The 25,209-nt window shown below is 64.7% G+C and carries 23 protein-coding genes and 3 pseudogenes; 8 read left to right on the top strand and 18 right to left on the bottom strand.

Translation table 11 applies throughout. From position 1 onward, the window contains the following. Nucleotides 1–51 precede the first annotated feature (51 nt). The 5 genes from astB to astC all read right to left on the bottom strand — a co-directional run bounded on the left by astB (nucleotide 52) and on the right by astC (nucleotide 6,275). Nucleotides 52–1,395 (bottom strand): N-succinylarginine dihydrolase, encoded by a 1,344-nt coding sequence (astB, locus tag G4G31_RS05740; protein WP_182990655.1) that lies wholly within the window; start codon nucleotides 1,393–1,395, stop codon nucleotides 52–54. A gap of 2 nt (nucleotides 1,396–1,397) precedes the next feature. Next, on the bottom strand, nucleotides 1,398–2,879 hold the full coding sequence (gene astD, locus G4G31_RS05735; RefSeq protein ID WP_182990654.1) for a succinylglutamate-semialdehyde dehydrogenase: 1,482 nt from the start codon (nucleotides 2,877–2,879) through the stop codon (nucleotides 1,398–1,400). Next, on the bottom strand, nucleotides 2,872–3,903 hold the full coding sequence (gene astA, locus G4G31_RS05730; RefSeq protein ID WP_182990653.1) for an arginine N-succinyltransferase: 1,032 nt from the start codon (nucleotides 3,901–3,903) through the stop codon (nucleotides 2,872–2,874). The genes astD and astA overlap by 8 nt, the downstream gene beginning before the upstream one ends. A gap of 10 nt (nucleotides 3,904–3,913) precedes the next feature. After that, the gene (locus tag G4G31_RS05725) at nucleotides 3,914–4,939 is read right to left on the bottom strand and encodes an arginine N-succinyltransferase (protein WP_182990652.1); all 1,026 of its coding nucleotides are present in this window, start codon (nucleotides 4,937–4,939) and stop codon (nucleotides 3,914–3,916) included. Between the two features lie 91 nt (nucleotides 4,940–5,030). Next, entirely contained in the window at nucleotides 5,031–6,275 is a 1,245-nt protein-coding gene (gene astC, locus G4G31_RS05720) for an acetylornithine/succinylornithine family transaminase (RefSeq protein ID WP_182990651.1), read from the bottom strand. 255 nt (nucleotides 6,276–6,530) lie between these two features. Here astC and G4G31_RS05715 point away from each other — a divergent pair, with 255 nt between their 5' ends. The 3 genes from G4G31_RS05715 to G4G31_RS05705 all read left to right on the top strand — a co-directional run bounded on the left by G4G31_RS05715 (nucleotide 6,531) and on the right by G4G31_RS05705 (nucleotide 8,090). Further along, on the top strand, nucleotides 6,531–7,208 hold the full coding sequence (locus G4G31_RS05715) for a glutathione S-transferase family protein (protein WP_182990650.1): 678 nt from the start codon (nucleotides 6,531–6,533) through the stop codon (nucleotides 7,206–7,208). Between the two features lie 57 nt (nucleotides 7,209–7,265). Continuing rightward, a complete protein-coding gene (locus G4G31_RS05710) occupies nucleotides 7,266–7,706 on the top strand; it encodes a GFA family protein (RefSeq protein ID WP_182990649.1) in 441 nt (146 codons plus the stop codon). A gap of 66 nt (nucleotides 7,707–7,772) precedes the next feature. Then, entirely contained in the window at nucleotides 7,773–8,090 is a 318-nt protein-coding gene (locus G4G31_RS05705) for a Dabb family protein (protein WP_182990648.1), read from the top strand. 1 nt (nucleotide 8,091) lies between these two features. Here G4G31_RS05705 and G4G31_RS05700 read toward each other — a convergent pair whose 3' ends face one another. The 3 genes from G4G31_RS05700 to G4G31_RS05695 are packed head-to-tail and all read right to left on the bottom strand — an operon-like array spanning nucleotide 8,092 to nucleotide 9,953. Then, nucleotides 8,092–8,826, bottom strand: coding sequence for a helix-turn-helix domain-containing protein (locus G4G31_RS05700; RefSeq protein ID WP_308622134.1), 735 nt, complete (start codon nucleotides 8,824–8,826; stop codon nucleotides 8,092–8,094). Then, a complete protein-coding gene (locus tag G4G31_RS28100; RefSeq protein ID WP_308622133.1) occupies nucleotides 8,790–9,029 on the bottom strand; it encodes a hypothetical protein in 240 nt (79 codons plus the stop codon). The genes G4G31_RS05700 and G4G31_RS28100 overlap by 37 nt, the downstream gene beginning before the upstream one ends. Nucleotides 9,030–9,050: 21 nt before the next feature. Next, complete coding sequence (locus tag G4G31_RS05695) at nucleotides 9,051–9,953, bottom strand: DMT family transporter (RefSeq protein ID WP_182990647.1); 903 nt, start codon at nucleotides 9,951–9,953, stop codon at nucleotides 9,051–9,053. Between the two features lie 145 nt (nucleotides 9,954–10,098). On the opposite strand from G4G31_RS05695, the gene G4G31_RS05690 reads away from it, so the two are divergent. The 3 genes and pseudogenes from G4G31_RS05690 to G4G31_RS05680 all read left to right on the top strand — a co-directional run bounded on the left by G4G31_RS05690 (nucleotide 10,099) and on the right by G4G31_RS05680 (nucleotide 11,751). Further along, entirely contained in the window at nucleotides 10,099–10,569 is a 471-nt protein-coding gene (locus tag G4G31_RS05690; RefSeq protein ID WP_182990646.1) for a MarR family winged helix-turn-helix transcriptional regulator, read from the top strand. Further along, the gene (locus tag G4G31_RS05685) at nucleotides 10,566–10,847 is read left to right on the top strand and encodes a hypothetical protein (protein ID WP_182990645.1); all 282 of its coding nucleotides are present in this window, start codon (nucleotides 10,566–10,568) and stop codon (nucleotides 10,845–10,847) included. The genes G4G31_RS05690 and G4G31_RS05685 overlap by 4 nt, the downstream gene beginning before the upstream one ends. Nucleotides 10,848–10,918: 71 nt before the next feature. Then, nucleotides 10,919–11,751, top strand: a pseudogene (locus G4G31_RS05680) (HDOD domain-containing protein). Nucleotides 11,752–12,350: 599 nt separating this feature from the next. On the opposite strand, the gene secF reads toward G4G31_RS05680, so the two are convergent. The 5 genes from secF to queA all read right to left on the bottom strand — a co-directional run bounded on the left by secF (nucleotide 12,351) and on the right by queA (nucleotide 18,205). Continuing rightward, nucleotides 12,351–13,370: a protein translocase subunit SecF gene (secF, locus tag G4G31_RS05675; RefSeq protein WP_182990644.1), complete on the bottom strand. Its 1,020-nt coding sequence runs from the start codon at nucleotides 13,368–13,370 to the stop codon at nucleotides 12,351–12,353. A gap of 16 nt (nucleotides 13,371–13,386) precedes the next feature. Further along, entirely contained in the window at nucleotides 13,387–15,264 is a 1,878-nt protein-coding gene (gene secD / locus G4G31_RS05670) for a protein translocase subunit SecD (RefSeq protein WP_182990643.1), read from the bottom strand. Nucleotides 15,265–15,318: 54 nt separating this feature from the next. Continuing rightward, a complete protein-coding gene (yajC, locus tag G4G31_RS05665) occupies nucleotides 15,319–15,651 on the bottom strand; it encodes a preprotein translocase subunit YajC (protein ID WP_182990642.1) in 333 nt (110 codons plus the stop codon). Between the two features lie 382 nt (nucleotides 15,652–16,033). Then, a complete protein-coding gene (gene tgt / locus G4G31_RS05660; protein ID WP_182990641.1) occupies nucleotides 16,034–17,173 on the bottom strand; it encodes a tRNA guanosine(34) transglycosylase Tgt in 1,140 nt (379 codons plus the stop codon). Between the two features lie 6 nt (nucleotides 17,174–17,179). After that, nucleotides 17,180–18,205, bottom strand: a complete 1,026-nt coding sequence (gene queA, locus G4G31_RS05655) for a tRNA preQ1(34) S-adenosylmethionine ribosyltransferase-isomerase QueA (protein WP_182990640.1) — start codon at nucleotides 18,203–18,205, stop codon at nucleotides 17,180–17,182. Nucleotides 18,206–18,308: 103 nt separating this feature from the next. Here queA and recG point away from each other — a divergent pair. Next, nucleotides 18,309–20,367, top strand: a pseudogene (gene recG / locus G4G31_RS05650) (ATP-dependent DNA helicase RecG). A 154-nt stretch (nucleotides 20,368–20,521) separates the two neighbouring features. Further along, the gene (locus G4G31_RS05645; RefSeq protein WP_182990639.1) at nucleotides 20,522–21,277 is read left to right on the top strand and encodes a tetratricopeptide repeat protein; all 756 of its coding nucleotides are present in this window, start codon (nucleotides 20,522–20,524) and stop codon (nucleotides 21,275–21,277) included. 23 nt (nucleotides 21,278–21,300) lie between these two features. Here the strand turns inward: G4G31_RS05645 and G4G31_RS05640 are convergent, their stop codons facing one another. From G4G31_RS05640 to G4G31_RS28885, 5 genes and pseudogenes are all read right to left on the bottom strand, one after another. After that, the gene (locus G4G31_RS05640) at nucleotides 21,301–21,657 is read right to left on the bottom strand and encodes a glyoxalase superfamily protein (protein WP_182990638.1); all 357 of its coding nucleotides are present in this window, start codon (nucleotides 21,655–21,657) and stop codon (nucleotides 21,301–21,303) included. 1 nt (nucleotide 21,658) lies between these two features. Next, nucleotides 21,659–22,000, bottom strand: a complete 342-nt coding sequence (locus G4G31_RS05635) for a hypothetical protein (protein ID WP_182990637.1) — start codon at nucleotides 21,998–22,000, stop codon at nucleotides 21,659–21,661. 949 nt (nucleotides 22,001–22,949) lie between these two features. Beyond that, complete coding sequence (locus tag G4G31_RS05630) at nucleotides 22,950–23,297, bottom strand: hypothetical protein (RefSeq protein ID WP_182990636.1); 348 nt, start codon at nucleotides 23,295–23,297, stop codon at nucleotides 22,950–22,952. An 89-nt stretch (nucleotides 23,298–23,386) separates the two neighbouring features. Continuing rightward, nucleotides 23,387–24,379, bottom strand: a complete 993-nt coding sequence (locus G4G31_RS05625) for a Gfo/Idh/MocA family protein (protein WP_182990635.1) — start codon at nucleotides 24,377–24,379, stop codon at nucleotides 23,387–23,389. Next, nucleotides 24,372–25,179, bottom strand: a pseudogene (locus tag G4G31_RS28885) (DUF3025 domain-containing protein). The gene G4G31_RS05625 and the pseudogene G4G31_RS28885 overlap by 8 nt, the downstream one beginning before the upstream one ends. Between the last annotated feature and the right edge of the window lie 30 nt (nucleotides 25,180–25,209).

Here is a 25,209-nt window from a genome sequence, read left to right as displayed (position 1 = left end):
TAGGGTGGGCTCTTGAGCCCACGCTGTGTCACCGTTCGAACATCGGCGCCATCACGAAAAATCGTACAAGCCCGGCAGACCCAAAATGCCCTCCAGCGCCTGCAGCGCCGTCATGCACTCGATCGCCAGCTGCGGATCCGCCAGGTCCTTCGGCTCCACATGATCGCGATAATGCTTCTCGACCCAGGCCACCAGCTGCGCATAGAGCGCGTCGTTCATGATCACGCCGCCGTGCAGGCTGGCCGCCTGTTCGTCGGTCAGCGCCACGCGCAGGCGCAGGCAGGCGGGGCCGCCGCCGTTGCGCATGCTCTGGCGCAGGTCGAATTCGAGCAGTTCGTCGATCGGCCCGCCGCTTGCCACCAGCCCCGCCAGGTAGTTCGCGACCGCCGGGTTCTCGCGGCATTCGTGCGGTACCAGCAGCGCCATCCTGCCGTTCGGCTTGGACAGCAGCTGGCTGTTGAACAGGTAGCTGGCCACCGCATCGGCCACCGGCACCATGCCGCCGTCGACGCGCACCGGCACCAGGTCGGCCTCGACACCGGCGACAGACCGGCGCAGCGCCTCGAGCGTTGCCGCCTCGTCCGCAAAGGCCTGCTCATGATAGAACAGGACGTTGCCGTTGCCGACTGCGATCACGTCGTTGTGGAACACGCCCTGGTCGATCACGTCCGGGTTCTGCGCCGCGAACACGGTACGGGCCGGATCCAGGCCATGCAGGCGCGCGACGGCCTGCGAGGCTTCCAGGGTCTGGCGTGCCGGGTATTTTTTCGGGAACGGTGCCGACGGGTCGAACTCGACGCGACCATACACGAAGAACTCGACGCCTGGCGCACCGTGGTCGGCCGCGAAGCGGGTGTGGTTCGCCGCGCCCTCGTCGCCGAAAGCCGGCGTTGGCGGCAGCGGGTCGTGCACCACGAAGTGGTCGTGGTTCGCAAAAATCGCGCGCAGCGTGCGCGTGGCCTGCACATGCTCTTCCGAGCGGTGCAGCTTGTTGTTCAGGTTAGCGGCGGTGAAGTGCACGCGGCCGTCGCGGGTGTCGGCGGACGGGCTGACGGTGGCCGCATTGGCGGTCCACATGGGCGCGGCCGACCAGGCGCAGGACAGGATCACCGGCGCTTCGCGCCAGGCTTGCGCCAGCACGTCGGCGTCGGTGCCCGAGAAGCCGAGCTGGCGCAGCAGGCGGAAGTTCGGACGCGCCTGCGGCGGCATCACGGCCTGCGCAAAACCGCGCGCGGCCAGGTCGCGCATCTTGGCCAGGCCCTGCAGCGCGGCCAGTTTCGGGTTCGAGGCGCTGCGCACATTGCTGAACGAGGCGACGTTGCCGAACGAGAGGCCGGCGTAGTTGTGGGAAGGCCCTACCAGGCCATCGAAGTTGTATTCGCGAGCGTTACGCATAATCAGAAGGAGAGGCCCGGCGACAGCTTGGCCGGCATTTCGAGTTCAGCCGTCTCGATCGAGGCGACCGGGTAGGCGCAGTAGTCCGCGGCATAGTAGGCGCTCGGACGGTGGTTGCCGGACTTGCCGACGCCACCGAACGGTGCCGAGCTGGCCGCGCCCGTGGTCGGGCGATTCCAGTTGACGATGCCGGCGCGCGCACGCACGGCAAAGCGCTTCCACAGCTCTTCCGACGGCGACAGCAGCGCCGCGGCCAGGCCGAATTCGGTGGCATTCGCGGCGCGCACGGCGGCGTCGAAATCGCTTACGCGGATGATCTGCAGCAGCGGGCCGAACCACTCTTCGTCGGGAATGCCTTGCGCGTCGGTGACGTCGACGATGCCGGCCGTGACGAAGCCGGCGTTCGGGTCGAGCTGGCGCATCTGCAGCAGCACCTTGCCACCCTTGGCTGCCATGTCGAGCTGGGCCTGCACCAGGCGCGCGGCCACGGCGCTTGACACAACAGGGCCCATGAAGGGCTGCGGCTCGGCGTTCGAGGCGCCCACCTGCAGTTTGGAAGCCACGTCCACCAGGCGGTCGATGAATTTGCGGCCCTGCTCGTTGTCCTGCACCACCAGGCGGCGTGCGCAGGTGCAGCGCTGGCCGGCCGAAATGAAGGCCGACATCACGGCGTGGTGCACGGCCGCGTCGATGTCTTTCGGGTTGTCGTTCAGGTTCCAGACCACCAGCGGGTTGTTACCGCCCATTTCCAGCGCCAGCATCTTGCCCGGCTGGCCGCCGAACTGCTTATGCAGGGCGGCGCCGGTCTGGCTGCTGCCGGTGAAGAGCACGCCGTCGATCAGGTCATTCTGGCCGAGGGCGATCCCGGTGTTGCGGCCGCCATTGACCAGGTTCAGCACGCCCTTCGGCAGGCCGGCCTGTTCCCACAGCTGCACCGTTTTCACGGCGGTGCGCGGCGCGTATTCGCTCGGCTTGAAGACGACCGTGTTCCCGGCGATCAGAGCCGGCACGATGTGACCGTTCGGCAGGTGGCCGGGGAAGTTATATGGACCGAACACGGCGAACACGCCATGCGGACGGTGGCGCAGCACGGCGTTGCCGTCGGCGACCCTGGCGGCCGTCTCGCCGGTACGCGCGCCGTAGGACTGGACGGAGATGTCGATTTTATTCGCCATGGTCGTCGCTTCGGTACGCGCTTCCCACAAAGGCTTGCCCACTTCCTCGGCGATGATGGCGGCCAGCTCCTCGCCGTGTTCCTTCAGCAGGTCGCGAAAGCGCGTGGCGATGGCGATGCGCTCTTCCAGTGGGCGCAGCGCCCAGGATTCGAAGGCGTCGCGCGCGGCTTCGGCGGCGCGCTGCACATCCTCCGCAGTGGATTCGTTGCTGGTCCAGGTCTGGCGGCCGGTGGACGGGTCGACGGTAACCAGCTCAGCGCCACTGCCAGCAAGCCATTCGCCATTGATGTAGTTCGACAGGTTAGCCATTGTTCTTCCTTACGTTGAGTGACAGCGTGCGCACCGGGTCGCCCGCCTGAACATGCAGCAGCGCCAGTTCCTGCGCCGACAGCGCGATGTCGGCGCCGTCGGTCGTGGTCTGGGCCAGCACCATCCGGAAATCGTCCAGCTTCGTGTTCGACACCAGCAGGCATTCGGTTTCGCCTTCCGGGCGGGCCTCAAGGGCCACGCGCAGCACGCTGTCGCGCACACCGCGCAGCTCGGCCACGCGGCCCTGCAGCACCGGGCCGGCGTCGAAGATGTCGACATAGCCCTCGTAGTGCATGCCTTCCTGCTCGAGGAGCTTACGCGCCGGCAGTGTCGAGCGGTGCACCTGGCCGATCACTTCGCGCGCCGACTGCGGCAGGTAGTCCACGTACAGCGGCTGGCGCGGCATCAGTTCGGCGATGAAGGATTTCTTGCCGATCGCGGTGAGGCCGTCGACGTGATCGAAATCCATCTTGAAGAAGTGGCGGCCCAGGCCTTCGTAGAAGGGGCTGGTGCCGTCGTCGGTCAGGTAACCGCGCATCTCGGCGATGATCTTCTCGGTGAACAGCTGCTGGAACTGGGCGATGAACAGAAAACGGCTTTTCGACAGCCACTTGCCGTTGTAGCCGGTACGGTAGTCCGGCTGCAGGAACAGCGAGCACAGTTCGGACGCCCCGGTCAGGTCGTTCGACAGGTACAGCGTCTCCATGCGCGTAAACACGTTCAGTTCGCGGCTGGAGTGCACCAGGGTGCCGATGCGGTAGTTGTAGAACGGTTCGGTCAGGCCGACAGCGCTCTTGATGGCGCACACCCCGGCCAGCTTGCCGTTGGCGGTGTCTTCCATCACGAACATGTAGTCGCGCTTCTCCGGCGAAATCGCTTCGTGGAAGGAGGCGACGGCGCATTCGACGCGGTCGCCCAGCATCTTGCGGTCGGGCTTGAGGGTGGTCATGCCGCTGCCGACCTGGGTCGCCATGTCGATCAGGGCGTCGAGGTCGGAGGCTTGAATGGAACGAATGACGAACATGGTGCCTCTTTCAGATTCTGACGCAGATGACGGAGTCGCCGGCGCGCACACCGAGCGCCTCCTGCGCTTCGCGCGGCAGGAAGACGACGTCGGAGGTATCGACCGGCGGACAGGCGACCGTGATGGCGCGGAAGCGTTCGGCATTGGTGGCAACCGCATAGGTGACCAGGTTGTCGCCAGGCGTTGCAGGCGCATCCTCGACACGGCGCTGTTGCGAGCCGCAGAACGAGCGCAGCGACAGTTTATGCGCCGCCAGGATCGGGCCGCCGTCGAAGATGTCGACATATTCGTCCGCTTCGAAGCCCTCGGCGGTGAGCAGGTCGAATGCCAGTTGGCCGCTCGGGTGGATCTGGCCCATCGCCGCCTGGGCATCGCCCGGCAGCAGCGGCACGTAGACCGGATAGTGCGGCATCAGCTCGACGATCATGGTGCGATTGCGCGCACCACCGATGACGCGTTCGGCGTCGAGGAAATCCATCTTGAAGAACTTGCGCCCCAGAGCATTCCAGAACGGCGACTGGCCTTCGCTGTCGGTCACGCCGGCCAGCGGCACGAAGAAGCGGTCGCCGAAGCGGTGCGGCGCCAGCACCGCGTACAGCAGGCGCGCGCGCGACAGCAGCGCGGCCTCGATGCCGGCGCGTTCGTGCTCGCGCAGGTGGAAGCCGGCCAGCTGCGAGCAGGCGGTCAGCTCCGAGCACAGCGTCAGCGCATGGACGCTGTGGCAGATGTTCAGGTCGCGCGAGACCTGCTGGATGACGTCGTTGCGGAACGCGAAATACGTGCCGTTCGAGCCGGCCGAGGCGTGCACCGCTGCGGTGCCGAGGACTTCGCCGCTCGCGGTGTCTTCCAGCACGAACAGGTAGGACTCCTCGCTCGGAATGTCTACCTGGGCGGCGAACGAGGCCATCGAGCGCTCGACGAAAGCGGCGATGGTATCGCGGGTGCGCGGCAGCGTGTGCACGCCGGGCGTCATCACGGCGGCCAGGGACTCCAGCGCGCCGACATCCGTTAGTTCTACCGGACGGACTACATACATGGGAACTCCTATCACTGCGACACCTTGCTACGAACGAAGCACGGCCCGCATCGAGGTGCGGGCCGCTCTGGCGGGACGACTGGCCGGTGGATCAGGCGGCGGCCAGGAACTCGTCGACCGCGGCGCGCAGGATGCGGTCCGCTTCCATGATCTGCTCGTCGGAGACGATCAGCGCCGGTGCCATGCGGATCACATCCGGGCCGGCGATCAGCAACATCATGCCCATCTTCTCGGCGATCTTGGTGATGTCCTTGGCGCGGCCTTTAAAACCTTCGGCCAGCGGCAGGCCGATGAGCAAGCCCTGGCCGCGCGCCTTGCCGAACAGCTGCGGGTAGTCGGCGCTCAGCTTTTCCAGGTTGGCGAAGATCTTGCTGCTCGCTTCCTTGACGCGTGCCAGGAAAGCCGGCTGGTTGATCATCCCGACCACGTTCAGTGCGACGGTGGCCGCCAGCGGGTTGCCGCCGTAGGTGGTGCCGTGCGAGCCGACGTTGAAGTGCTGGGCGATCTCATTGGTCGTCAGCATGGCGCCGATCGGATAGCCGTTGCCCAGTGCCTTGGCGCTGGTGAGGATGTCCGGGGTGACGCCGGTGTCCATGTAGGCATAGAAGGCGCCGGTGCGGCCGACACCCGACTGCACTTCGTCGAAAATCAGCAGGGCGCCGGTCTTGTCGCAGAATTCGCGCAGGGCTTTCAGGTAGTCCTTGTTGCCCGGGATGACACCGCCCTCGCCCTGGATCGGCTCGACGATCACAGCGGCGACGTCGTCGCCAATCGCAGTGCGCGCCGCTTCGATGTCGTTGTACGGGATGTGGTTGATTTCCTGCGGCAGCGGCTCGAAGCCTTCGGTGTACTTCGGCTGGCCGCCGACCGAGACGGTGAACAGCGTGCGGCCGTGGAAGGACGACAGGCAGGAAATGATGCGCGATTTATGGGCACCGAATTTGGTGTGCGCGTATTTACGGGCCAGCTTCAGGGCCGCTTCGTTCGCTTCCGCGCCCGAGTTGCAGAAGAAGGCGCGGTCGGCGAAGGTCGCTTCGGTCAGGGCCGTGGCCAGGCGCAGCACCGGCTCGTTGGTGTAGCCGTTGCCGAGGTGCCAGAGGGTGTTGATCTGCTTCGTCAGCGCGTCGACCAGCACCGGGTGGGCGTGACCCAGGCTGGAAACGGCGATGCCGGAGGTGAAATCGAGATAATGCTTGCCGTCCTGGTCCCACACATCCAGGCCCGATGCGCGCACCGGCACCATGGCTGCCGGGGCGTAGGTCGGGACGAGGACTTCGTCGAAGGTCTGGCGAGTGACAGGCCGCGTGGTGACACCAGTTTCCAACTTTGCATTCATCTCTTTTTCCTCATCCGGTGAGAGTGACAGGCGCACCAGGACACGGGCGCCGAACCTGATCATTATAGGAAGGCGGTCTGTCAACTTCTTACATAAGTGCGACGGGGATTTTCATTTTTGGCCGAGGCAAAAAGCGGCAACAAAACCCCGCGATCGGGCGTTCCTGGTGCAAACTGCGTCAACAGTCGGCAATACGCAGCCAAGATCGCGCTATCGTGCGGATCTGGAGGAAGCCAACAGGTAAACGGAGAGAACATGATCACCCTGTACCATTGCATCGCCGCGCGCTCGTTCCGGGTGCTCTGGACACTTGAAGAGCTCGGCCTTCCCTACGGGCTGAACATGCTCCCCTTCCCGCCGCGCGTCCACGACCGGGCCTACCTGGAAATCAACCCGCTGGGAACGGTGCCGGCATTCTTCGATGGCGAGCTGCGGATGACGGAATCGGCGGCGATCTGCCACTACCTGGCCGAGCGCTACGGACCGGCATCGATGACGGTGGCGCGCGAGGAGCCTGACTACGGTCCTTTTCTCAACTGGCTGCACTTCGGCGAAGCGACCCTGACCTTCCCGCAAACCCTGATCCTGCGCTACGCGCGCTTCGAGCCGCCCGGGCGCCGCAACGCCCAGGTCGCGGAAGACTACACGCGCTGGTTCCTGTCGCGGCTGCGCAATCTGGAAGCGCCGCTGAGCACGCAAGATTACCTGTGCATGGGACGCTTCACGGTCGCCGACATCTCCGTCGGCTATGCCTTGCTGCTGGCCGAATACCTGGGATTGCGGCCGCAATTCTCCGCCGTCGTGGATCGTTACCTGGAGCGGCTGAAGGCGCGTCCGGCCTTCGCACGTGCCTGCGCGGCGGAACGCGAGGCGGCCGCGGCACAAGGCGTCAGCCTGACGCCGGCGCCCGCCATGCCAACCCAGGCTCCGTGACACGTTCCGCTGCTGAGTCACGTAAAATGATGCGTATTGACACAATGGGAGCGGCTCTTGACGAGTAACGGAACATGCCATTGCGGCGCGATCGCGTATGCCTTCGATGGCGACCCGGTCCAGGTATTGAACTGCCATTGCACGATGTGCCGGACGATGAACGGCGGCGCGTTTTCCACTTATGTCGTGATTCCCTCGCAGACCCTGCGCTTCATACGTGGCGAGGCAGACCTGGGTGCCTATACCGTCACCGAGCGCACCTCGAAGCATTTCTGCCCTCATTGCGCCACGCCCCTGTTCAATGCCAATCCCACGACCTATCCGGGTTTGCGCATGCTCTACCTGGGCACCCTGCGCGACGCGGCGCAGCTGCGCCCTGCCATCAACATCTATTGCGACAGCAAGCTGGCGTGGACCGACAATATCGCGGACATGAGGAATGTTGCAGAGGGGCCGCGCCGGGGCCAAGCCGCGTCGCCAGCGTCAGGGGCAAGCTGACAAGCGCGTGCTCCCTTCCCGGGCGGTTGGGTAAGATTATGCATCTTTTGCCAACCTCGCTAATCCATGTCCGCTACTTCCCCTGCCCTGCGCCACGTCGTCCTGTTCGCCTTCAAGCCGGAAGCCTCCCCTGAACAGGTCGACGCCATCGTGTCCGGTTTCGGCAAGCTCCCGGGTGCCATTCCCGGCATCGTCTCCTACGAATGGGGTACGAACGTCAGCCCGGAAGGCCTGAACGACGGTTTTACCCACTGCTTCACGCTGACGTTTGCGAACAACGAGGACCGCGATGGCTATCTGGTCCATCCGGCGCACGAGGCGTTTGTCGGTACGCTGGGCGCTGTGCTGGCGCGCTCGCTGGTGATCGATTACTGGGCGCAGTAAGTCACTCGGCCAGGCGCCGCTGCCGCTCTTCCCGAGGGGTGTTGCCAAACAGCGCCCCAAAGGCCGTCGAAAAGTGCGAGCCCGACGAAAAGCCGCACATCAGCCCCACCTGCACGATCGAGTGATTCGTATCGAGCAGTAGCTGTCTCGCCCGTTGCAGGCGCAGTTCCAGGTAGTAGCGTGAGGGCAGCGTGCCGAGGTATTGCTTGAAGAGGCGCTCGAGCTGGCGCCGCGAGACGCCGGCCAGCTGGGCGATTTCGTCGGTCGACAGCGGCTCCTCGATGTTCGCTTCCATCAGCGTCACCGCTTCCGTCAGCTTCGGCTGCAGGGTGCCGAAGCGCGCCTGCAGGGCCACGCGCTGGCGCTCTTCGCGGCCGCGCACGCGGTCGACGCACAGCAATTCCTTTACCGGCGCCTGCACGCCGGCTCCAAAAATGATCTCGATCAGGGTCAGCGCGAAATCGATGCTGGCAGCGCCGCCGCAGCAGGTCAGTCGGTCGCCGTCGATGTCGTACAGGTGCGGGGTGAACACTGCCTGGTCGGCACGGCTGTCGGCATCCGCATACAGCGACCAAGGCAGCGCGGTGCGCGCGCCATTCAGGGCGCCCGCCTCGGCCAGCCACAGCACGCCAGCACCGACCCCGCCCCAGAAGGGTGCGGCGCGGCAGCGTGCGACCGGGGCGCGGAAGTTGGCAGGGGTTAAGCCGGCTTGCGCTTCGTCGGCGGCCAGCAGCACCGGTGCCAGTGGCGCTGGCTGTCGCCCGTGAATTTATCGGGGCTGCGCACATCGACGTGCAGGCGTTCCGGGCCGAGGATCTTCGCGGCCATGCGCAGCGGCTGCACCAGACCGGACCAGGTCAGCGTGTCCGGCTCGCCGGCGTTCACCAGCAGGACGCGCAGCGGCCTTTCCTGGGCCAGGAGGGACAGGTCATGCGGCATCGGTTAAGCGGGGCAAGATCATCACTCGGGAGCGAGCGCGGCGGCGGGCCGGCTTTCGGAGTTCCATTGACTGACTATCATACCGGAGATCAACAACAAGCCGCCGAGCCAGCCGCGCAGGCTCAAGGCTTCGCCCAGCCAGAAGTAGCCGAAGAATGCGGCGGCGGCCGGCTCGAAGGCGTAGACGACGGCCGCTTCGTTGGCCGAGGTGCGCGACTGGCCCCAGGTCTGCAGCGAGATGATGGCGGCGGTAGCGACCACGCCCGTGTAGGCGAAGTTCCAGCCGTGCTGGCCAATGCCGGCCACCACGCCGTCCAGCCAGGCGGTGCGGGTCACGGCGTCGCCCGGTAGTTCGCGCGCCAGCAGCCACAGCAGTGCGCACAGGGCGACAGTGCCGATCTGGCTGGCGGTCACGCTCAGCAGGCGAGTCGCGTTGCGGGTGCGCACTTCCATCGCCTTGATGTACACGCCGAAGCACAGGGCGCTCATCAGGGCGAGCGAATCGCCCGTGCTCCAGGCGCCGCCGTCCCAGCACAGGGCGGCCAGGCCCGCGATCGACATGACGAGTGCCAGCACGATGCGGCGCTCCGGCAGGCGTCCGCCCAGCACGCCGAGCAGCGGCACCACCAGCACGTTCAGGCCGCAGATGAAGGCGTTGCGGTTGGACGTCGTCAGCGCCAGGCCCTCGACCTGGAACACGAAGCAGAAGAACAGCAATACGCCCAGCAGCATGCCCGAGCGCAGGTCGGCCAGGCGCGCGCGCCACAGGAAGGGAGAGAGCAGCAGCGCCGCCAGCGCGAAGCGCACCAGGATGATCCACACGGCCGAGAAATGGCCCGTCAAATCCTTCATGGCGGGGAAGGTGGTACCCCAGACGAGGGTGACGACGAGCAGGGCAAGGATGCCGTGGAGGTGGCGGGTCATGTGGTGGATCGGCAAAAACGCGTATGGTACGCCGCTCGGCCGTAAAAGGCGAACGGCGGCGCCCTTCCCTCTGCTGGAGACAATGAGACAACGATGGCATATTGTTAAGCGCCGCCAGGGCTGCCGGCGGCTATAATCGCTGTTCATGGGGGAACGATATCTAAAGAGCGTCCGTTTGCTGGCCGAGTGCCTGCAGGGCTTCGAGCGGTTCACGGGCGAATCGGTGCGGCAATACGGCCTGACGCACCCGCAGTTCGACATCATCGCCACGCTGGGCAATACGCCTGGAATGAGTTACAAGGAACTGGGCGAGCGCACCCTGATCACAAAGGGAACGCTGACGGGCGTCATCGAACGCCTCGAACAGAAGGGCCTGGTCGTACGCGCACGCAGCAGTGACGACAAGCGCTCCTTCCATGTCAGCCTGACGCCTGCCGGCGAGGCCGTCTTCCGGGAGGTGTTCCCGCAGGTGGTGGCGCATGGCAAGCAGCTGTTTGTGGACTGTAGCGACACCGAGTTCGACGAGATGGATGAGGTCCTGAGGAAGCTGCGCGAGCGCATAGTCCGGGCCGGGCGTCCTGCCCCCTTATCACCACAACAAAAGGAACAATCTTGAAAACGACCCTTCTCGCAGGCAAAAAGCCCGCCCATTTCGACAAGCACATCATCGGCAACATCCTGCTCGATGTGGCGCCGGAAGAAGAAGTGCGCCAGGAAGAAATGCTGATTGGCGTGCGCAACGAGGCCGGCGAAATCTATCGCCTCATCGGTGCCACGAAGCTCAACAGCTTCATGAATGCCGTCGAAGAGCTGTTCGACCTGGGCCTCGTCGACGAACTGCAGGACACGGAAGAACCGAAAGACGGCTGCGACGCGATCTTCAGCGAAGCATGAAGCGCGTTGTAAAAAGTGCTCTGGGGCAAAATTTCTGATAGTTGGTTTGTCGAAGGAGGTATAATTTTTCGATGGACAGACTCGACGCCCTCAAGAGTATCGCGGCCCAGGCTACCCGCGGCGAACTCAGTTTCCCGACCAATGTGGACGCCACGCTCAGGCTGCAACGGGCCCTGAACGATCCCGATTGCCACGCCGACGCCGCCGCGCGCTTGGTGCAGGCCGAGCCCCTGCTGGCGGCGCGCACGGTTGCGATCGCCAATTCCGTGACCTATAACCGCTCGGGCAACGACGTCACCAACGTCCGCGCCGCGGTCCAGCGCGTCGGCTTCCGCACGCTGGGCGCGCTGGCGGCCAGCGTCATCGTGCGCCAGCTGAGCAGCGAAATCACCGACCCCGGCCTGCGCGCCCGCGCCGATGCCCTGTGGCGCCATTCGGCCCACGTGGCCGCGCTGGTCCAGTGATCGCGCGCCGCGTCTCCTTTGTCGATCCGGAAACGGCGATGTTCGCCGGCATCGTGCACGAGGTGGGCGGCTTCTACATGCTGTCGCGCGCCCATGAATACCCGGGCCTGCTCGACGGCGATGCCGACGACTGGCTCGAGCACGGCGAAGTGGCGATCGGCCGCGGCGTGTTGTTGCGCCTGGGCGTGCCGGCTTCCGTCATGGGGGCGATCGAAGCGATGTGGAACGGTCTGCGCGCACTGCCGCCGGAAACCCTGGGCGACACCCTGTTGCTGGCCAACGACTTGTCGCCGGTGCGCTCGCCCCTGCTGGAACGCCCGGGCGCCACCACGGTCTATGCGGCCGCGAGCATCGATTTCGCGGTGGGCGACGGCACGCTGGCGCGCATCATGGAAGAGTCGGCTCACGAAGTGAAGAGCCTGACCTCGGCGCTGTTGTGAACGTAGGATAGGCGGGTTCCCCGCCCATGCGTTCAAATCACATTGGCAATTCCGCGCCTGATCACCCGCCTGTTGGACGCGTAGGCGGGGGACCCGCCTACCCTACCTGTACCTGTCAGCTCACCCGCCGGTTGAACGCGTAGGCGGGGGATCCGCCTACCCTACGTTACCCGATCTGGATAATCTGCAAAAAAAATGCCCGCTCAGGGAGCGGGCAAAGTCCAAAACTAGGGATGTCCTGAAAGAGACGGTTCCACTATAGTTCTCGGCTCCCGCACAATCTGTGCGCCATTTCACATTCGTGACATTTTTTGTCGTCGTGCCCGCGGTACCGACGGGACAAAAAAAAACCCGCTCCAAAAGGAGCGGGTGAAGTCCAAAACTAGGGATGTCCTGAAAGAGACAGGTTCACTATACGGTTCGGCTTGCATGCTGCTCTGTGCGTCAACTCACACAACAGCAGGAAATGTCACATTTCTAGTAAGTCGATGACAAAATCTTGAAGAGCGAAAAGAAAATGCCGCCGGGCGTGAGCCGGGCGGCATTTTCTTTTCATGCACGTCATGCAGTCGGATGGCGGCGCACGGCACCGCCCGGGTTCAGACGACGGCGCCGTCGGTCTCGTCCTTCTGCTTGACCGGCTTGATCAGGTCTTCACGCTTGACGCCGAACCACATGGCCAGCGCGGCCGCCACGAACACCGACGAATAGATACCGAAGCAGATGCCGATGGTCAGCGCGATCGCGAAGTAGTGCAGCGACAGGCCGCCGAAGAACAGCATCGACAGCACCATCATCTGGGTACAGCCGTGGGTGATGATGGTACGCGAGATGGTGCTGGTGATCGCGTGGTCGATGACTTCGGAGACGCTCAGCTTGCGCTCCTTGCGGAAGGTCTCGCGGATCCGGTCGAAGATGACGACCGATTCATTGACCGAGTAGCCCAGCACCGCCAGCACCGCGGCCAGCACCGTCAGCGAGAATTCCCACTGGAAGAAGGCGAAGAAGCCGAGGATGATGACGACGTCGTGCAGGTTCGCCAGGATGGCGGCCACGGCGAACTTCCACTCGAAGCGGATCGCCAGGTAGGCCACCACGCCCACCACCACCATCAGCAGCGCGTGCAGGCCGTTCTCGGCCAGTTCGTCGCCGACCTGCGGGCCGACGAAGTCGACACGCTGCAGCGTCACCAGTTCGGCGCCGGCGGGGTTCACGCAACCGCTGCGCGACACCTGCTGGCCCTTCTCGGTGACCGTCACCTGCTTCGGCGAACCGCCCTCGGCGGCGCAGACGGCATTGAACGCCAGGGTCGATGCGGCCGAGCCGTTCGCGCTCTTCACTGGCGGCAGGCGCAGCATGATGTCCTGGGCGGTGCCGAAGCTGGCCACTTCCGGTGCTTCATAGCCGATGCCGCGCAACGAGGCGCGGACCTTTTCCTGGTCGGCCGCGTGCGGGAAGCGCAGTTCCATCACGGTGCCGCCGGTGAACTCCACCGAGAAGTGCAGGCCCTTGGTCACCAGGAAGAACACCGCGGCGACGAAGGTCAGCGCCGAGATCACGTTGAAGATCAACGCGTGGCGCATGAACGGGATATCCCGCTTGATTTTGAAAAATTCCATGACGTTTCCCTAGTCTTTATTTCTTGTCGACCGACACACCGGGTGTCCAGACGGTACCGATCGACAGCTTGTTCAGTTTCTTGCCACGGCGGCCGTACCACAGGTTCACGACGCCGCGCGAGACGAAGACGGCCGAGAACATCGAGGTCAGGATGCCCAGGGTGTGGACCACGGCGAAGCCGCGCACCGCGCCCGAACCGAAGACCCACAGCGACAGGCCGACGATCAGCGTGGTGACGTTCGAGTCGAGAATCGTCGCCCAGGCATGTTCGAAGCCGTGCGAAATGGCTTGCTGCGGCGTGGCGCCGGCACGCAGCTCTTCGCGGATACGCTCGTTGATCAGGACGTTGGCATCGATCGCCATACCAAGCGCGAGCGCGATTGCGGCGATACCCGGCAAGGTCAATGTGGCCTGCAGCGTCGACAGGATCGCCATCAGGAACAGCAGGTTGGCCGCCAGGGCCATCACGCTGAAGAAGCCGAACAGGTGGTAGTAGATGATCATGAAGACGGCGATCGCCACGAAACCCCACAGGGTCGAGTGCAGGCCCTTGGAGATGTTCTCGGCGCCCAGCTGCGGGCCGACCACGCGTTCCTCGACGAATTCCATCGGCGCCGACAGCGCGCCCGAGCGCAGCAGCAGGGCCAGCTCGGCCGCTTCCTGCGGGTTGCCGATGCCGGTGATCTGGAAGGTCGAACCGAGTTCGCTCTGGATGGTCGGTGCCGACGGCACGGTGTACTTGCCCTTTTCCTTGAGCAGGATGGCCATGCGCTTGCCGACATTTTCACGGGTGACCCGGCGGATCTTCTGGCCGCCCTCGCCGTTCAGGTCGACCGACACCGAAGGCTGCTGGTTCTGGTCGAAGCTGGCGACGGCGCCGGTGATGTAGTCGCCGGTGATGATGATGTCCTTCGACACCACGACCGGTGCGCCGCGGCCTTCGGTGAACAGTTCCGAGTTCAGCGGGATGGCGGCGGTCAGTTCGGTGCCTGGGGTGACGGTCGGGTCGAGCAGGCGCAGTTCGAGGGTGGCGGTGCGGCCGATGATGTCTTTCGCACGCGCGACGTCCTGCACGCCCGGCAGCTGGACCACGATGCGGTCGGCGCCCTGGCGCTGGATGACCGGTTCGGTCACGCCCAGCTCGTTGATGCGCTTCGACAGGGTCGAGATGTTCTGGTTGACGCCTTCCTCGACGATGCGCTTCAGCGCTTCGGGCTTCATCGTTGCCACCAGCCTCGGTTCGCTGCCGTCAGCGGCGTCGGCCAGGGTCAGGTCGGCCAGCTGGCGCGCCATCACGTTGCGGGCGGCGTTGCGGGTTGCCTCGTCGCGGAAGGCGACTTCGATGGCGTTGCCGTTGCGTTCGATGCCGGCGTGGCGCACGTTGGCGTCGCGCAGGACACTGCGCACGCTGGTCTGCATGCCCTTGACGCGCGTTTCCAGCACGGCCTTGGTGTCGACCTGCAGCAGGAAGTGGACGCCGCCGCGCAGGTCGAGGCCGAGGTTCATCGGCAGCGCGTGCAGCGCCTGCATCCAGCCTGGGGTGTTCTTCACCAGGTTGACGGTTACGATGTAATCGGGGTCGGCCTGATCGCGGTTGAGCTGGCGCTCCAGGGCCAGCTTGGCCTTGAACTGGGCATCGGTGGAGTCGAAGCGGGCACGCACCGCCGTCGAGTTGCCGCTGCCATCGAGCGTCACCTGGTTTGCCGGAACACCTTCGCGCTTGAGCGCGTCCGCGACCTGCGCCGTGGTATCGCTCGTGATCTTGACCGTCGTCTTGCCGGTCGTCACCTGCAGGGCCGGCGATTCGCCGAAGTAGTTAGGCGCCGTGTACAGCGCGCCCAGCAGGAGCGCGACAGCGATCAGTATGTATTTCCAGACGGGATAGCGATTCATAGTGTTCCAGCGTTCAATATTGAGCGGCGTGCGGCCGGCGGCCGCGGCGCCCGCTTACAGGGACTTCAGGGTTCCGGTCAGCATCGGAGCGGTGATCGCGTTCTTTTGCACGACGATCTCGACACCGTTTGCCACTTCCAGGCGCACGTACGCATCGCTGACCTTGGTGACACGGCCGACGATACCGCCGATGGTCACGACCTCGTCACCCTTCTTGAGGCCCTCGATCATCTCCTTGACTTCCTTCTGGCGCTTCTGCTGGGGACGGATCATCAGGAAGTACAGCACCGCGAACATGATGATGAAGGGCGCGAAGGTCAACAGGTTGCCCGTCAGGCCAGGATCGGCAGCGGTGGTGGTTTGCGCGTACGCGTTGGAAATGAACACAAGGACTCCGATTATGAGATAAAAAACAGCGCTGTATTCTAGCACCGGCGAAGTGCCAGCGGCCATTCCGCGGTAGATGGGAATGACAACTAAAATTTGCAAGCTGGAAATCGGAGTGTTGGCGCAGGGATGGCCTGGCCTGGCCTTTGTAGGGTGGGCACTCCGTGCCCACGCGGTATAGAACCGTTGCGTATTCATGCCGCCTTAGAACACCGGGCATACGCATCGATGAGAACGGCGTCTCGATGGCTCATGCGTGCCATACCGCGTGGGCACGGAGTGCCCACCCTACTGGAGCTGTTGTAGGGTGGGCGCCCTGAGCCCACGCGGAGCAAGCAGTGCGCCATATCCGGTGGGCACAGGGCGCCCACCCTACGGGAGCTTAGACCCCGCGGGAGCGGTCGGCGGCGAACTGCAGGCGGAAGGCGTGGAAGCCGTCCGCGTCGATCGCGTCGCGCATCTCCTGCATCAGCTTGAGGTAGTAGTGCAGGTTGTGGATCGTGTTCAGGCGCGCGCCCAGGATCTCGTTCGAGCGGTGCAGGTGGTGCAGGTAGGCGCGCGAGAAATTCTTGCAGCAGTAGCAGTCGCAGGATTCGTCCAGCGGCGCCGTGTCTTCTTTATAACGCGCGTTCTTGATCTTCACGTCGCCGAAGCGGGTAAACAGCCAGCCATTGCGGGCATTCCGGGTCGGCATGACGCAGTCGAACATGTCGACGCCATTGGCCACGCCGTCGACCAGGTCTTCCGGCGTACCGACGCCCATCAGGTAGTGCGGCTTGTTTTCCGGCAGGCGCGGGCCGACGTGGGCCAGGATGCGCTGCATGTCTTCCTTCGGCTCGCCCACCGACAGGCCGCCGATGGCCAGGCCGGGGAAGTCGATGTCTTCCAGCCCGGCCAGCGATTCGTCGCGCAGGTGCTCGTACATGCCGCCCTGGACGATGCCGAACAGCGCGTTCGGGTTTTCGCCGCCGGTGAATTCGTTCATCGAGCGCTGGGCCCAGCGCAGCGACATACGCATCGATTTCGCCGCTTCCTCGCTGGTCGCCGCGCGGCCGTCGATCTCGTACGGCGTGCACTCGTCGAACTGCATCACGATGTCCGAGTTCAGCGCGCGCTGGATCTGCATCGACACTTCCGGCGACAGGAATTTGCGCGAGCCGTCGATCGGCGAAGCAAAAGTAACGCCCTCTTCCGTGATCTTGCGCATCGCGCCCAGCGAAAACACCTGGAAGCCGCCCGAATCGGTCAGGATCGGCTTGTCCCAGCCCATGAAGCCGTGCAGGCCGCCGAACTTGTTCAATACTTCGACGCCCGGGCGCAGCCACAAGTGAAAGGTATTACCGAGGATGATCTGGGAGCCGACGGTTTTCAGTTCGATCGGGTCCATCGCCTTCACGGAGCCATAGGTCCCGACCGGCATGAAGATCGGCGTCTCGATGGTGCCGTGGTTGAGCGTCAAGCGGCCGCGGCGCGCGTTCGACAGGCCGCTGGTGTCTTTTTTGAGCAGGGTAAATTCAAGCATCGGTGTTTATTGGCGAGATTCGGTAGTGAGCAGCATGGCATCGCCATAGCTGAAGAAGCGGTATTCGTTGGCGATCGCGTGGGCATAGGCCTTGCGGATCGCGTCATAGCCGGCAAAGGCCGACACCAGCATCATCAGCGTCGACTTCGGCAGGTGGAAATTCGTGATCAGGCGCGTCACGGTCTTGAAGCGGTAGCCCGGCGTGATGAAGAGGGCCGTGTCGGCGCTGCCGGCCACCAGTTCGCCCGACTGCGAAGCCGACTCCAGCGCGCGCAAGGACGTGGTGCCGACGGCGACCACGTCGCGGCCAAGCGCTTTCGCGGCGCGCACGGCATCGACCGTCTCCTGCGCGATCGTGTACCACTCGGAATGCATCTTGTGCTCGGACAGGTCTTCCACCCGCACCGGCTGGAAAGTGCCGGCGCCGACATGTAGCGTCACGTAGGCGATGTTCACGCCTTTTGCCGCCAGCTTATCCAGCAGCGGCTGGTCGAAGTGCAGGCCGGCGGTCGGCGCCGCCACCGCGCCCGGCTCCTTCGAATACACGGTCTGGTAGCGCTGCTCATCGAATTCGTCGGCGGTGTGCTCGATATACGGCGGCAGCGGCAGGCGGCCGTGCGCTTCGATCAGCTCGAAGACGTCGCCGCCGAAATGCAGGGTGAAGAACTCGCCCGCGCGCTCGCCGGTGGTGACGTCGAAAGCGTCGGCCAGGCGGATGCGGTTGCCGGGCTTCGGCGATTTGGAGGCGCGCACCTGGGCCAGTACGGTGCGATTGTCCAGGACACGCTCGACCAGCACCTCGACCTGGCCGCCGGTTTCCTTGACGCCGAAGAAGCGCGCTTTCAGCACGCGCGTGTTGTTCATCACGAGCAGGTCGCCGGCTTGCAGCTGGTCGAGGATGTCGGCGAAATGACGGTCGGTGATCTGGTCGCCATCGAGCTGCAACAGGCGCGAGGCGCTGCGGTCTGGCAGGGGCACCTGCGCGATGCGCTCGGGCGGCAGGTCGAAATCGAAGTCGGAGAGCGAGTACATTGTCGTTCAATTCTGGGAAAATGGCCGCTGGCCTTACAATATGGCCCCAAGTAGTGCGGCGAACCCTCTATTTTACGCCAGCCAGCATCAATCTGCCGCTTTTATGCCCGCTCCCAAGACCCCGCCCGCCCCGAAAACGACACAAACCAAGCTCGCCAAGCTCGGCCTGCGCAGCGACATGGACCTGGTCCTGCACCTGCCGATGCGCTACGAGGACGAGACGAAGATCGTGCCGATCCGCGAAGCCTGCCTGCGCGGCGGCCACGTGTCGCAGGTCGAGGGCGTCGTCATCAAGAACGAGATCGCCATGAAACCGCGGCGCCAGCTGCTGGTGACGATTGCCGACGAAAGCGGCGAGCTGCTGCTGCGCTTCATGAATTTCTATGGCAGCCAGGTCAAGCAGCTGGCCGAAGGCGTGCGGGTGCGCGCGCGCACCGAGATCAAGCATGGCTTTTTTGGTGCCGAGATGGTGCATCCGACCTATAAAGTGGTGAACGAGAACGCGCCGCTGCCGACCTCGCTCACGCCCGTGTATCCGTCGGGAGAAGGCCTGTCGCAGCCGATCCTGCGCCGTGCGATCGCCGAAGCGATGCGCAGGGTTAGCTGGATGGATACGGTGCCGCCCGGCGTGCGCCGCCAGCTCGGCCTGCTCGACTTCGAGCCGGCGGTAAAACTGCTGCACTACCCGCCGGTCGACGTCGACGAATACGCGCTGATGGACAAATCGCACCCGGCCTGGACGCGCATGAAGTTCGACGAGCTGCTGGCGCAGCAGCTGTCATTGAAACGCGCCCAGCGCGCACGCCGCGACAAGGGCGCGCCCCATTTGCGCGCGGTGGGCGCGCTGTCCGAAGGTTTTCGCCGCCCTGCCCTTCGCGCTCACCGGCGCGCAGCAGCGGGTCGTCGAGGAGATCCGCCGCGACCTGCGCGAGGGCTATCCGATGCAGCGCCTCCTGCAGGGCGACGTCGGCAGCGGCAAGACCGTGGTCGCCGCGCTGGCGGCCGCGCAGGCCATCGATTCCGGCTACCAGGCGGCGCTGATGGCGCCCACCGAAATCCTGGCCGAGCAGCATTTCAGGAAGATCGCGGCCTGGATGGAGCCGCTCGGCGTGAAGGTGGCCTGGCTCACCGGCAGCCTGAAAAAGAAGGAAAAGACCGCAGCCAATGAGCTGGTCGAATCGGGCGAAGCGCACCTGGTGATCGGTACCCACGCCCTGATCCAGGACACGGTGCAGTTCGCGAAACTCGGCCTGGTGATCGTCGACGAACAGCACCGCTTCGGCGTCGGCCAGCGCCTGACCTTGCGCAACAAGGGCAGCGACGGCCTGGTGCCGCACCAATTGATGATGTCGGCCACGCCGATTCCGCGCACCCTGGCCATGACCTATTACGCCGACCTGGAAGTGTCGGTGATCGACGAGCTGCCGCCGGGGCGCACGCCGATCGTCACCCGCGCCATCGACCAGAACCGGAGAGACGAAGTCATCGAACGCGTGCACGCGGCCGTGCTCGAGGGGCGGCAGGCCTACTGGGTGTGCCCGCTCATCGAAGAGTCGGAAGCGCTGCAGCTGCAAACGGCCACCGAAACCTACGAAACCCTGGCCGAAGCGCTGCCCGACCTGCAGGTGGGGCTGGTGCATGGCCGTATGAAGCCGCTCGAGAAACAGGCGGTGATGGATGCGTTCTCCGCCGGCGAGGTGCACGTGCTGGTGGCCACCACCGTGATCGAGGTGGGCGTCGATGTGCCGAATTCTTCATTGATGGTGATCGAACACGCCGAGCGCTTCGGCCTGTCGCAGCTGCACCAGCTGCGCGGCCGCGTGGGCCGCGGCTCGGCGGCGAGCGTCTGCCTGCTGCTGTACCAGAGTCCCCTCGGGCAGGTGGCCAAGCAGCGCCTGCTGACCATGCGCGAGACCACCGATGGTTTCGAGATCGCGCGGCGCGACCTGGAGATTCGTGGCCCGGGCGAATTCACGGGCGCGCGCCAGTCCGGCCAGGCCATGCTGCGCTTTGCCGACCTGGAAACCGACCAGTGGCTGGTGGAAGAAGCGCGCGACGTGGCCTCCAGCCTGCTCGAGCGCGAGACGCCGGAGCACATCGCGATCGTCGATGCGCACCTGGCACGCTGGCTGGGCGGGCGCGAGGAATTCCTGAAGGTGTGAAGGGATTTTGTAGGGTGGGCACGACGTGCAATCGCTGAATTTTTGCGCCCTCGTGACAATTCGATAGACATCGACACCGCCATTGCGGCTATCGTGTCGCCGGCGCGCGTTGTACGTACGCGTCCATCCATCGAATACACATCAGGAATCGGTCATGCCCTTAGGAATCGGACTTCACATCCTCGTCGCCCTGTTCTTCGCCGTGCACGCGGTGCGCCAAGGGCGCCAGCTGTACTGGCTGATCATTCTCTTTTCCTTCCCGCTCCTGGGCAGCATCGTGTACTTCGCGGTGGTGTTCCTGCCGCATTCGCGCATCGAACGCCAGGCGCGCCTGGCCGGTCGCGCCATCGGTCGCAGCCTCGATCCGGGACGCGACGTGCGCGAGGCCCAGCGCGCCTTCGACCTGACCCCGACCGCCCACAACCAGATGCGCCTGGCGGGCGCCCTGCTCGACGCCGGCCAGCCGGCGCAGGCGGTGGCGCAGTTCGACGCCTGCCTGGCCGGCCCCTTCGCTGGCGATCCGGAAGTCCTCCTCGGCGCCGCGCGCGCAAAACTCGCCCATGGCGACGCGGCGGGAGCAGCCGGCCTGCTGGCGCCCCTGCAGGCGAAGCAGCCGGGCTTTCGCGCCGAAGAAGTCGGGCTGGCACTGGGCCGCGCCTACCTGGCCAGCGGCCGCCAGGAGGAAGCCGGCGCGCAATTGGAGAATGTGGCCGAGCGCTTCGGCAGCGTCGAAACGCGTGTCGAGCTGGCGCTGTGGGCACTCGCGAACGGCAAGGAAGCGCTGGCGCAGCGCGAACTGAAGGAAATCGAGCACGCGCGCCGTCACATGACGAAGTACACGCGCGGCCTGTACCAGGATTTGTTCAAGCGGCTGGATGCGGCCGTGAGCGGCAAGGGATCACCGGCATAAGGTTGGCGGCTCCGCCGCCGATCCTACCCGCTGAAGGTCAGGCGGTTCCCGAATGGATCCTTGACCGACATCTCGCGCGTCCCCCAGGGCGTGTCTTCCACGCCCGGACGTGCATACCCATACGCCTTGGCGCTCAGCTCGGCGTGATAGGCATCGATGCCGGCGACCTCGATGCGGATCGCCGCGCCGGGGCAGCAATCGCCATGGTGTTCGCTCAGGTGCAATACGCAGCCGTCGCGTGCCACTTGCAGGTAGAGCGGCAGGCCAGGCTCGAAACGGTGCTCCCAGTCGACCGCGAAGCCGAGGAAGTCGACATAGAATTCGCGCGCCTTCGCTTCGTCGAAGATGCGCAAGACCGGCGTCACGGCGCCCAGCGTCATCTCAGTCGACCCGCGTCAGCTCGACGCCATCGACCGTCATCTTCCACTTGTCGCCCTCGCGGTGCGGGGGCTTGCTGACGACGAAGCGCGAGCGGATGAGACTCGTGCCGACTTCGAAATCGTTGCCATCGAAGCGCTGCAGGTCGACACTCAGGTCGAGCTTTTTGCCCGGCCGATCGCGCTTGTACTTGACCTGGCCATCCTTGGCCAGTTGCAGGCGCATGTCCTTGCCCTGCCAGTCGCCGACATAGGCCATCTTTTCAGCGGGAACAGGAACTGGCTCGGCAAAGGCGGCCGGCGACAGCAGGCAGAGGGCGAGCAGGCTGGTGCGAAGTAAGCGCATGGGAGGTCCGGGAGAAAGGGAATTGGAACAGCATCGACAGTATTCGCCCGCCCGAAAAAGCTGTCAACATGCATACATTTTCCCGCGCGGCCCGTTATGGTGTGGCCTTTGGAGCGCCTGACAGAAGTCCTTGCCTGTCCAGACAGCAGCACCGTACACTGAGCCATTCTGGAGGTCTGTTTTCGGGCATGCGCGGACATTCGTAAGGCGTCGCATGTTCTTTGAATAAAGTTCTGCTATCGCCTGCTTCCAGCTCTCGAAGGAGGTTTTTCGCCTGATGAATCCAGGAAATCCCAATAGTTCTCTTGTCGCTGCACTTCGTTTGCGCTTTCCAATGGAAGCGGCCCTGACAGACCATTGGCTTCGAGAGAGGGGATGGGACCCCGTCGATGACAACACTGCACTCACTTGGGTAGAGGCGTTCGCTGACAGGACAACCGAAGCTGTAAAGCGTAGGGATGCGGAGACGATCCGAGCACACACCGACTTTCTCGCTGCCGCGTATCGTGCCGAACCGAATGCATTGCGGACCATTGTCGATGTATCGTATGCCGAGAACTTAATGTGGGATTCCAGCGCTTCTGACAAGCAGTGGGCCTGGAGGTTTATTGCGGCAGAAATTCGACAACTGTTCACTGAAATGTGGGGTGACCCTACTAGCGCTCAGGACTAGTGGTCCGATCGTGCTGTCGCCAGTGTCCGCTTCGGGCCTATTGCGTTGAAAAACTCGGCAACGTAGACCTCCTGACCGAAATTTTTTCAGCCTCGACTGACCAGAACCGCCGCTATCGAGAGATCGTGGAGCGGTTGGATGTCTGAGACCACCTAAAATTGTTGCCGTTCGACTTTTTCAACACAATAGGTCGGAAGCGAACGTTCACCAAACTTTCCTCTCGCTGCCCTGCATGCTTATCTGCTGGGGGCAACCGAGAGCGTTTGTCAGGCGCTCCTAGTCGACCCGCGTCAACTCCACGCCATCGACCGTCATCTTCCACTTGTCGCCCTCGCGGTGCGGCGGCTTGCTGACGACGAAGGTCAGGCTGACAATGCCCCAGCCGACGCTGAAGTTGTTGCCATCGAAGCCCTGCAAGTCGACGTTCAGGTCGACCTTCTCGCTCTTGTGCTTGCTCTTCTCTTCACGCTTGTATTTAACTTTGCCGTCGCGGGAAAGCTGCAGGCGCCTGTCGCCGCCCTGCCAGTCGCCGACATAGGCCAGCTTGTCGGCCGGGACCGGCGCCGCCCACGCGGCAAGAGGGAGCAGGCAGGCGGCGATGAGGGCGGGACGAAGGAGGTACATGGTGGCCGGAAGAAGTTGACTGGACAGCGGCCGAGTATTCGCTGCCCTGGCCGTCATGTCAACATGCATACGCCCGATGCGTCGCGAATCTAGCGCGCGCCGTCGGCCTCGTAGACCAGCCCGATCTGGCGCCGGATCTCGTCCATCACGCCCATCAGCGCCAGCGTTTCGTCATGCGTCATGTGCGGGCTTTCGAGCAGCCCCGCCAGGTAGCAGCGCTGCGCTTCGATCACCTGGTGGACGTAGCCGTTGCCGACATAGGGCGTGGCGATCGTGCGCGTCGTGCCATCTTCCAGCTCCACCGTCACCGAGGTGGCGCGATGGAACATCGTATTCATGCGCACATGGCCGCGCGACCCCGACACCGTCAATTCGCCCGGCGTGCGCGCCAGGAAGGAGCAGCTGCAGACCGACATGGCGCCACCCTCGTGTTTCAGGGTGAAACCGGTCTGGACGTCGACGCCGGTCGGCCCCATCTCGGCTTGCGCCCGCACCTCGAGGACGGGGCCAAGCAGGCTGGCGGCGATCGACAGCGGATAGATGCCGAGGTCGAGCAGCGCGCCGCCGCCCAGTTCTGGGTTGAACACGCGGTGCTCGGGACCGAAGCTGGCCGTGAAACCGAAATCGGCCACGACCTGGCGCGCCTCGCCGATCTCACCCAGAGCAATGATGCGTTTGACTTCCGCCAGCGCCGGCAGGAAGCGCGTCCACATCGCCTCCATCAGGAACAGGCGACGCGTGCGCGCAAGCGTCACCACCTGCTCGGCTTCGCGCAGGTTCATCGTGAACGGCTTTTCGCACAGCACGCCCTTGCCAGCGCGCAGGGCCAGCAAGGCGTTCTGCGCATGCTGCGGATGGGGTGTGGCGACATAGACCAGGTCGATGTCGGCGGCCGCCACCAGTTCCTCGTAGCTGCCGTAGGCGGCACCGGCCTTGACCTCGCCGGCAAAGCCGCGCGCCTTGTCCAGGCTGCGCGAGGCCACGCCCGCAAGCACGGCACCCGGCACGTCCGGCACTGCGCTGGCAAAGGCGCGCGCGATCTTGCCGGTGCCGAGGATGCCCCAGCGTACCGTGTCAGCCATGGGCCTGCCCTTCCCTGCGCTTTGGACGGAAGACGGTCGAGTCCAGGTAAAGTCGCGATCCTGCCCAGGCCACCAGCCTGGCACACCGAGCACCGGCAGCGGCGTGAAGCCGCTTGTGGCCAAGCCTTCGTCGCGCAGCTGCGCGCGGCCAGCAGGGCATCGAGCCAGGCGCGCTGGCCGGCGTCGTCCGGGGTGAAATACGCGTCATCGGCGAAGACGATGCGCACGTGTGCGGTGATGGCCTTGCGCGGGACGACCAGCTTTTCCATCAGGGCGTGGCCGAACAGCCAGAGGCGCGCATCGCGGCCGAACAGGTCGCGCTTTTCGAACAGCGCCGCTTCCCAGCAATGGTCGCGCAATTCGTCGACCAGCGCGCGCCCGGCGCTGGAAGCGCGCACCACCAGCAGCGCCGCGTTCTCGTCGAAGATGGTGGCGGCGTCGCGCGCCGGTCCACGCGATTTCCCCACGCCAGCCGCTGCAATCTGCGCCGCCTGCAGGGCATTCAGTTCACGCTTGATCAGCGGGAAGGTCTGCCACACGAGGCCATTGAAGAAGTCGTGCAGATTCTCGCGCGTCGGTACATTGCCGGTGGCGCTGATGAAGGCTTCATAGGCCATCCCTTCCGGCAGCGATTCCTGCGGCACGAAGGAAATTGGCAGGTCGCGGTGGTTGCGCAGGGCCAGCAGCGCGGCATGGCGATTGAAGGCGGCCGCGAAGTCGCCGCCTTCCAGCGCGAGCGCCTCGAAGGCGGGACGCACCGTGTCGTACCAGGGCCGCGTCCAGTCGACCTGCGCCGGCACGTCCTGCGCTTGCGCCGTCACTGCCGCTGT

The sequence above is a fragment of the Massilia sp. Se16.2.3 genome, from assembly GCF_014171595.1.
Taxonomy (GTDB): domain Bacteria; phylum Pseudomonadota; class Gammaproteobacteria; order Burkholderiales; family Burkholderiaceae_D; genus Telluria.
Note: the sequence above shows the minus strand (reverse complement) of the source record. Positions and strands in the feature narration are given on the sequence as shown.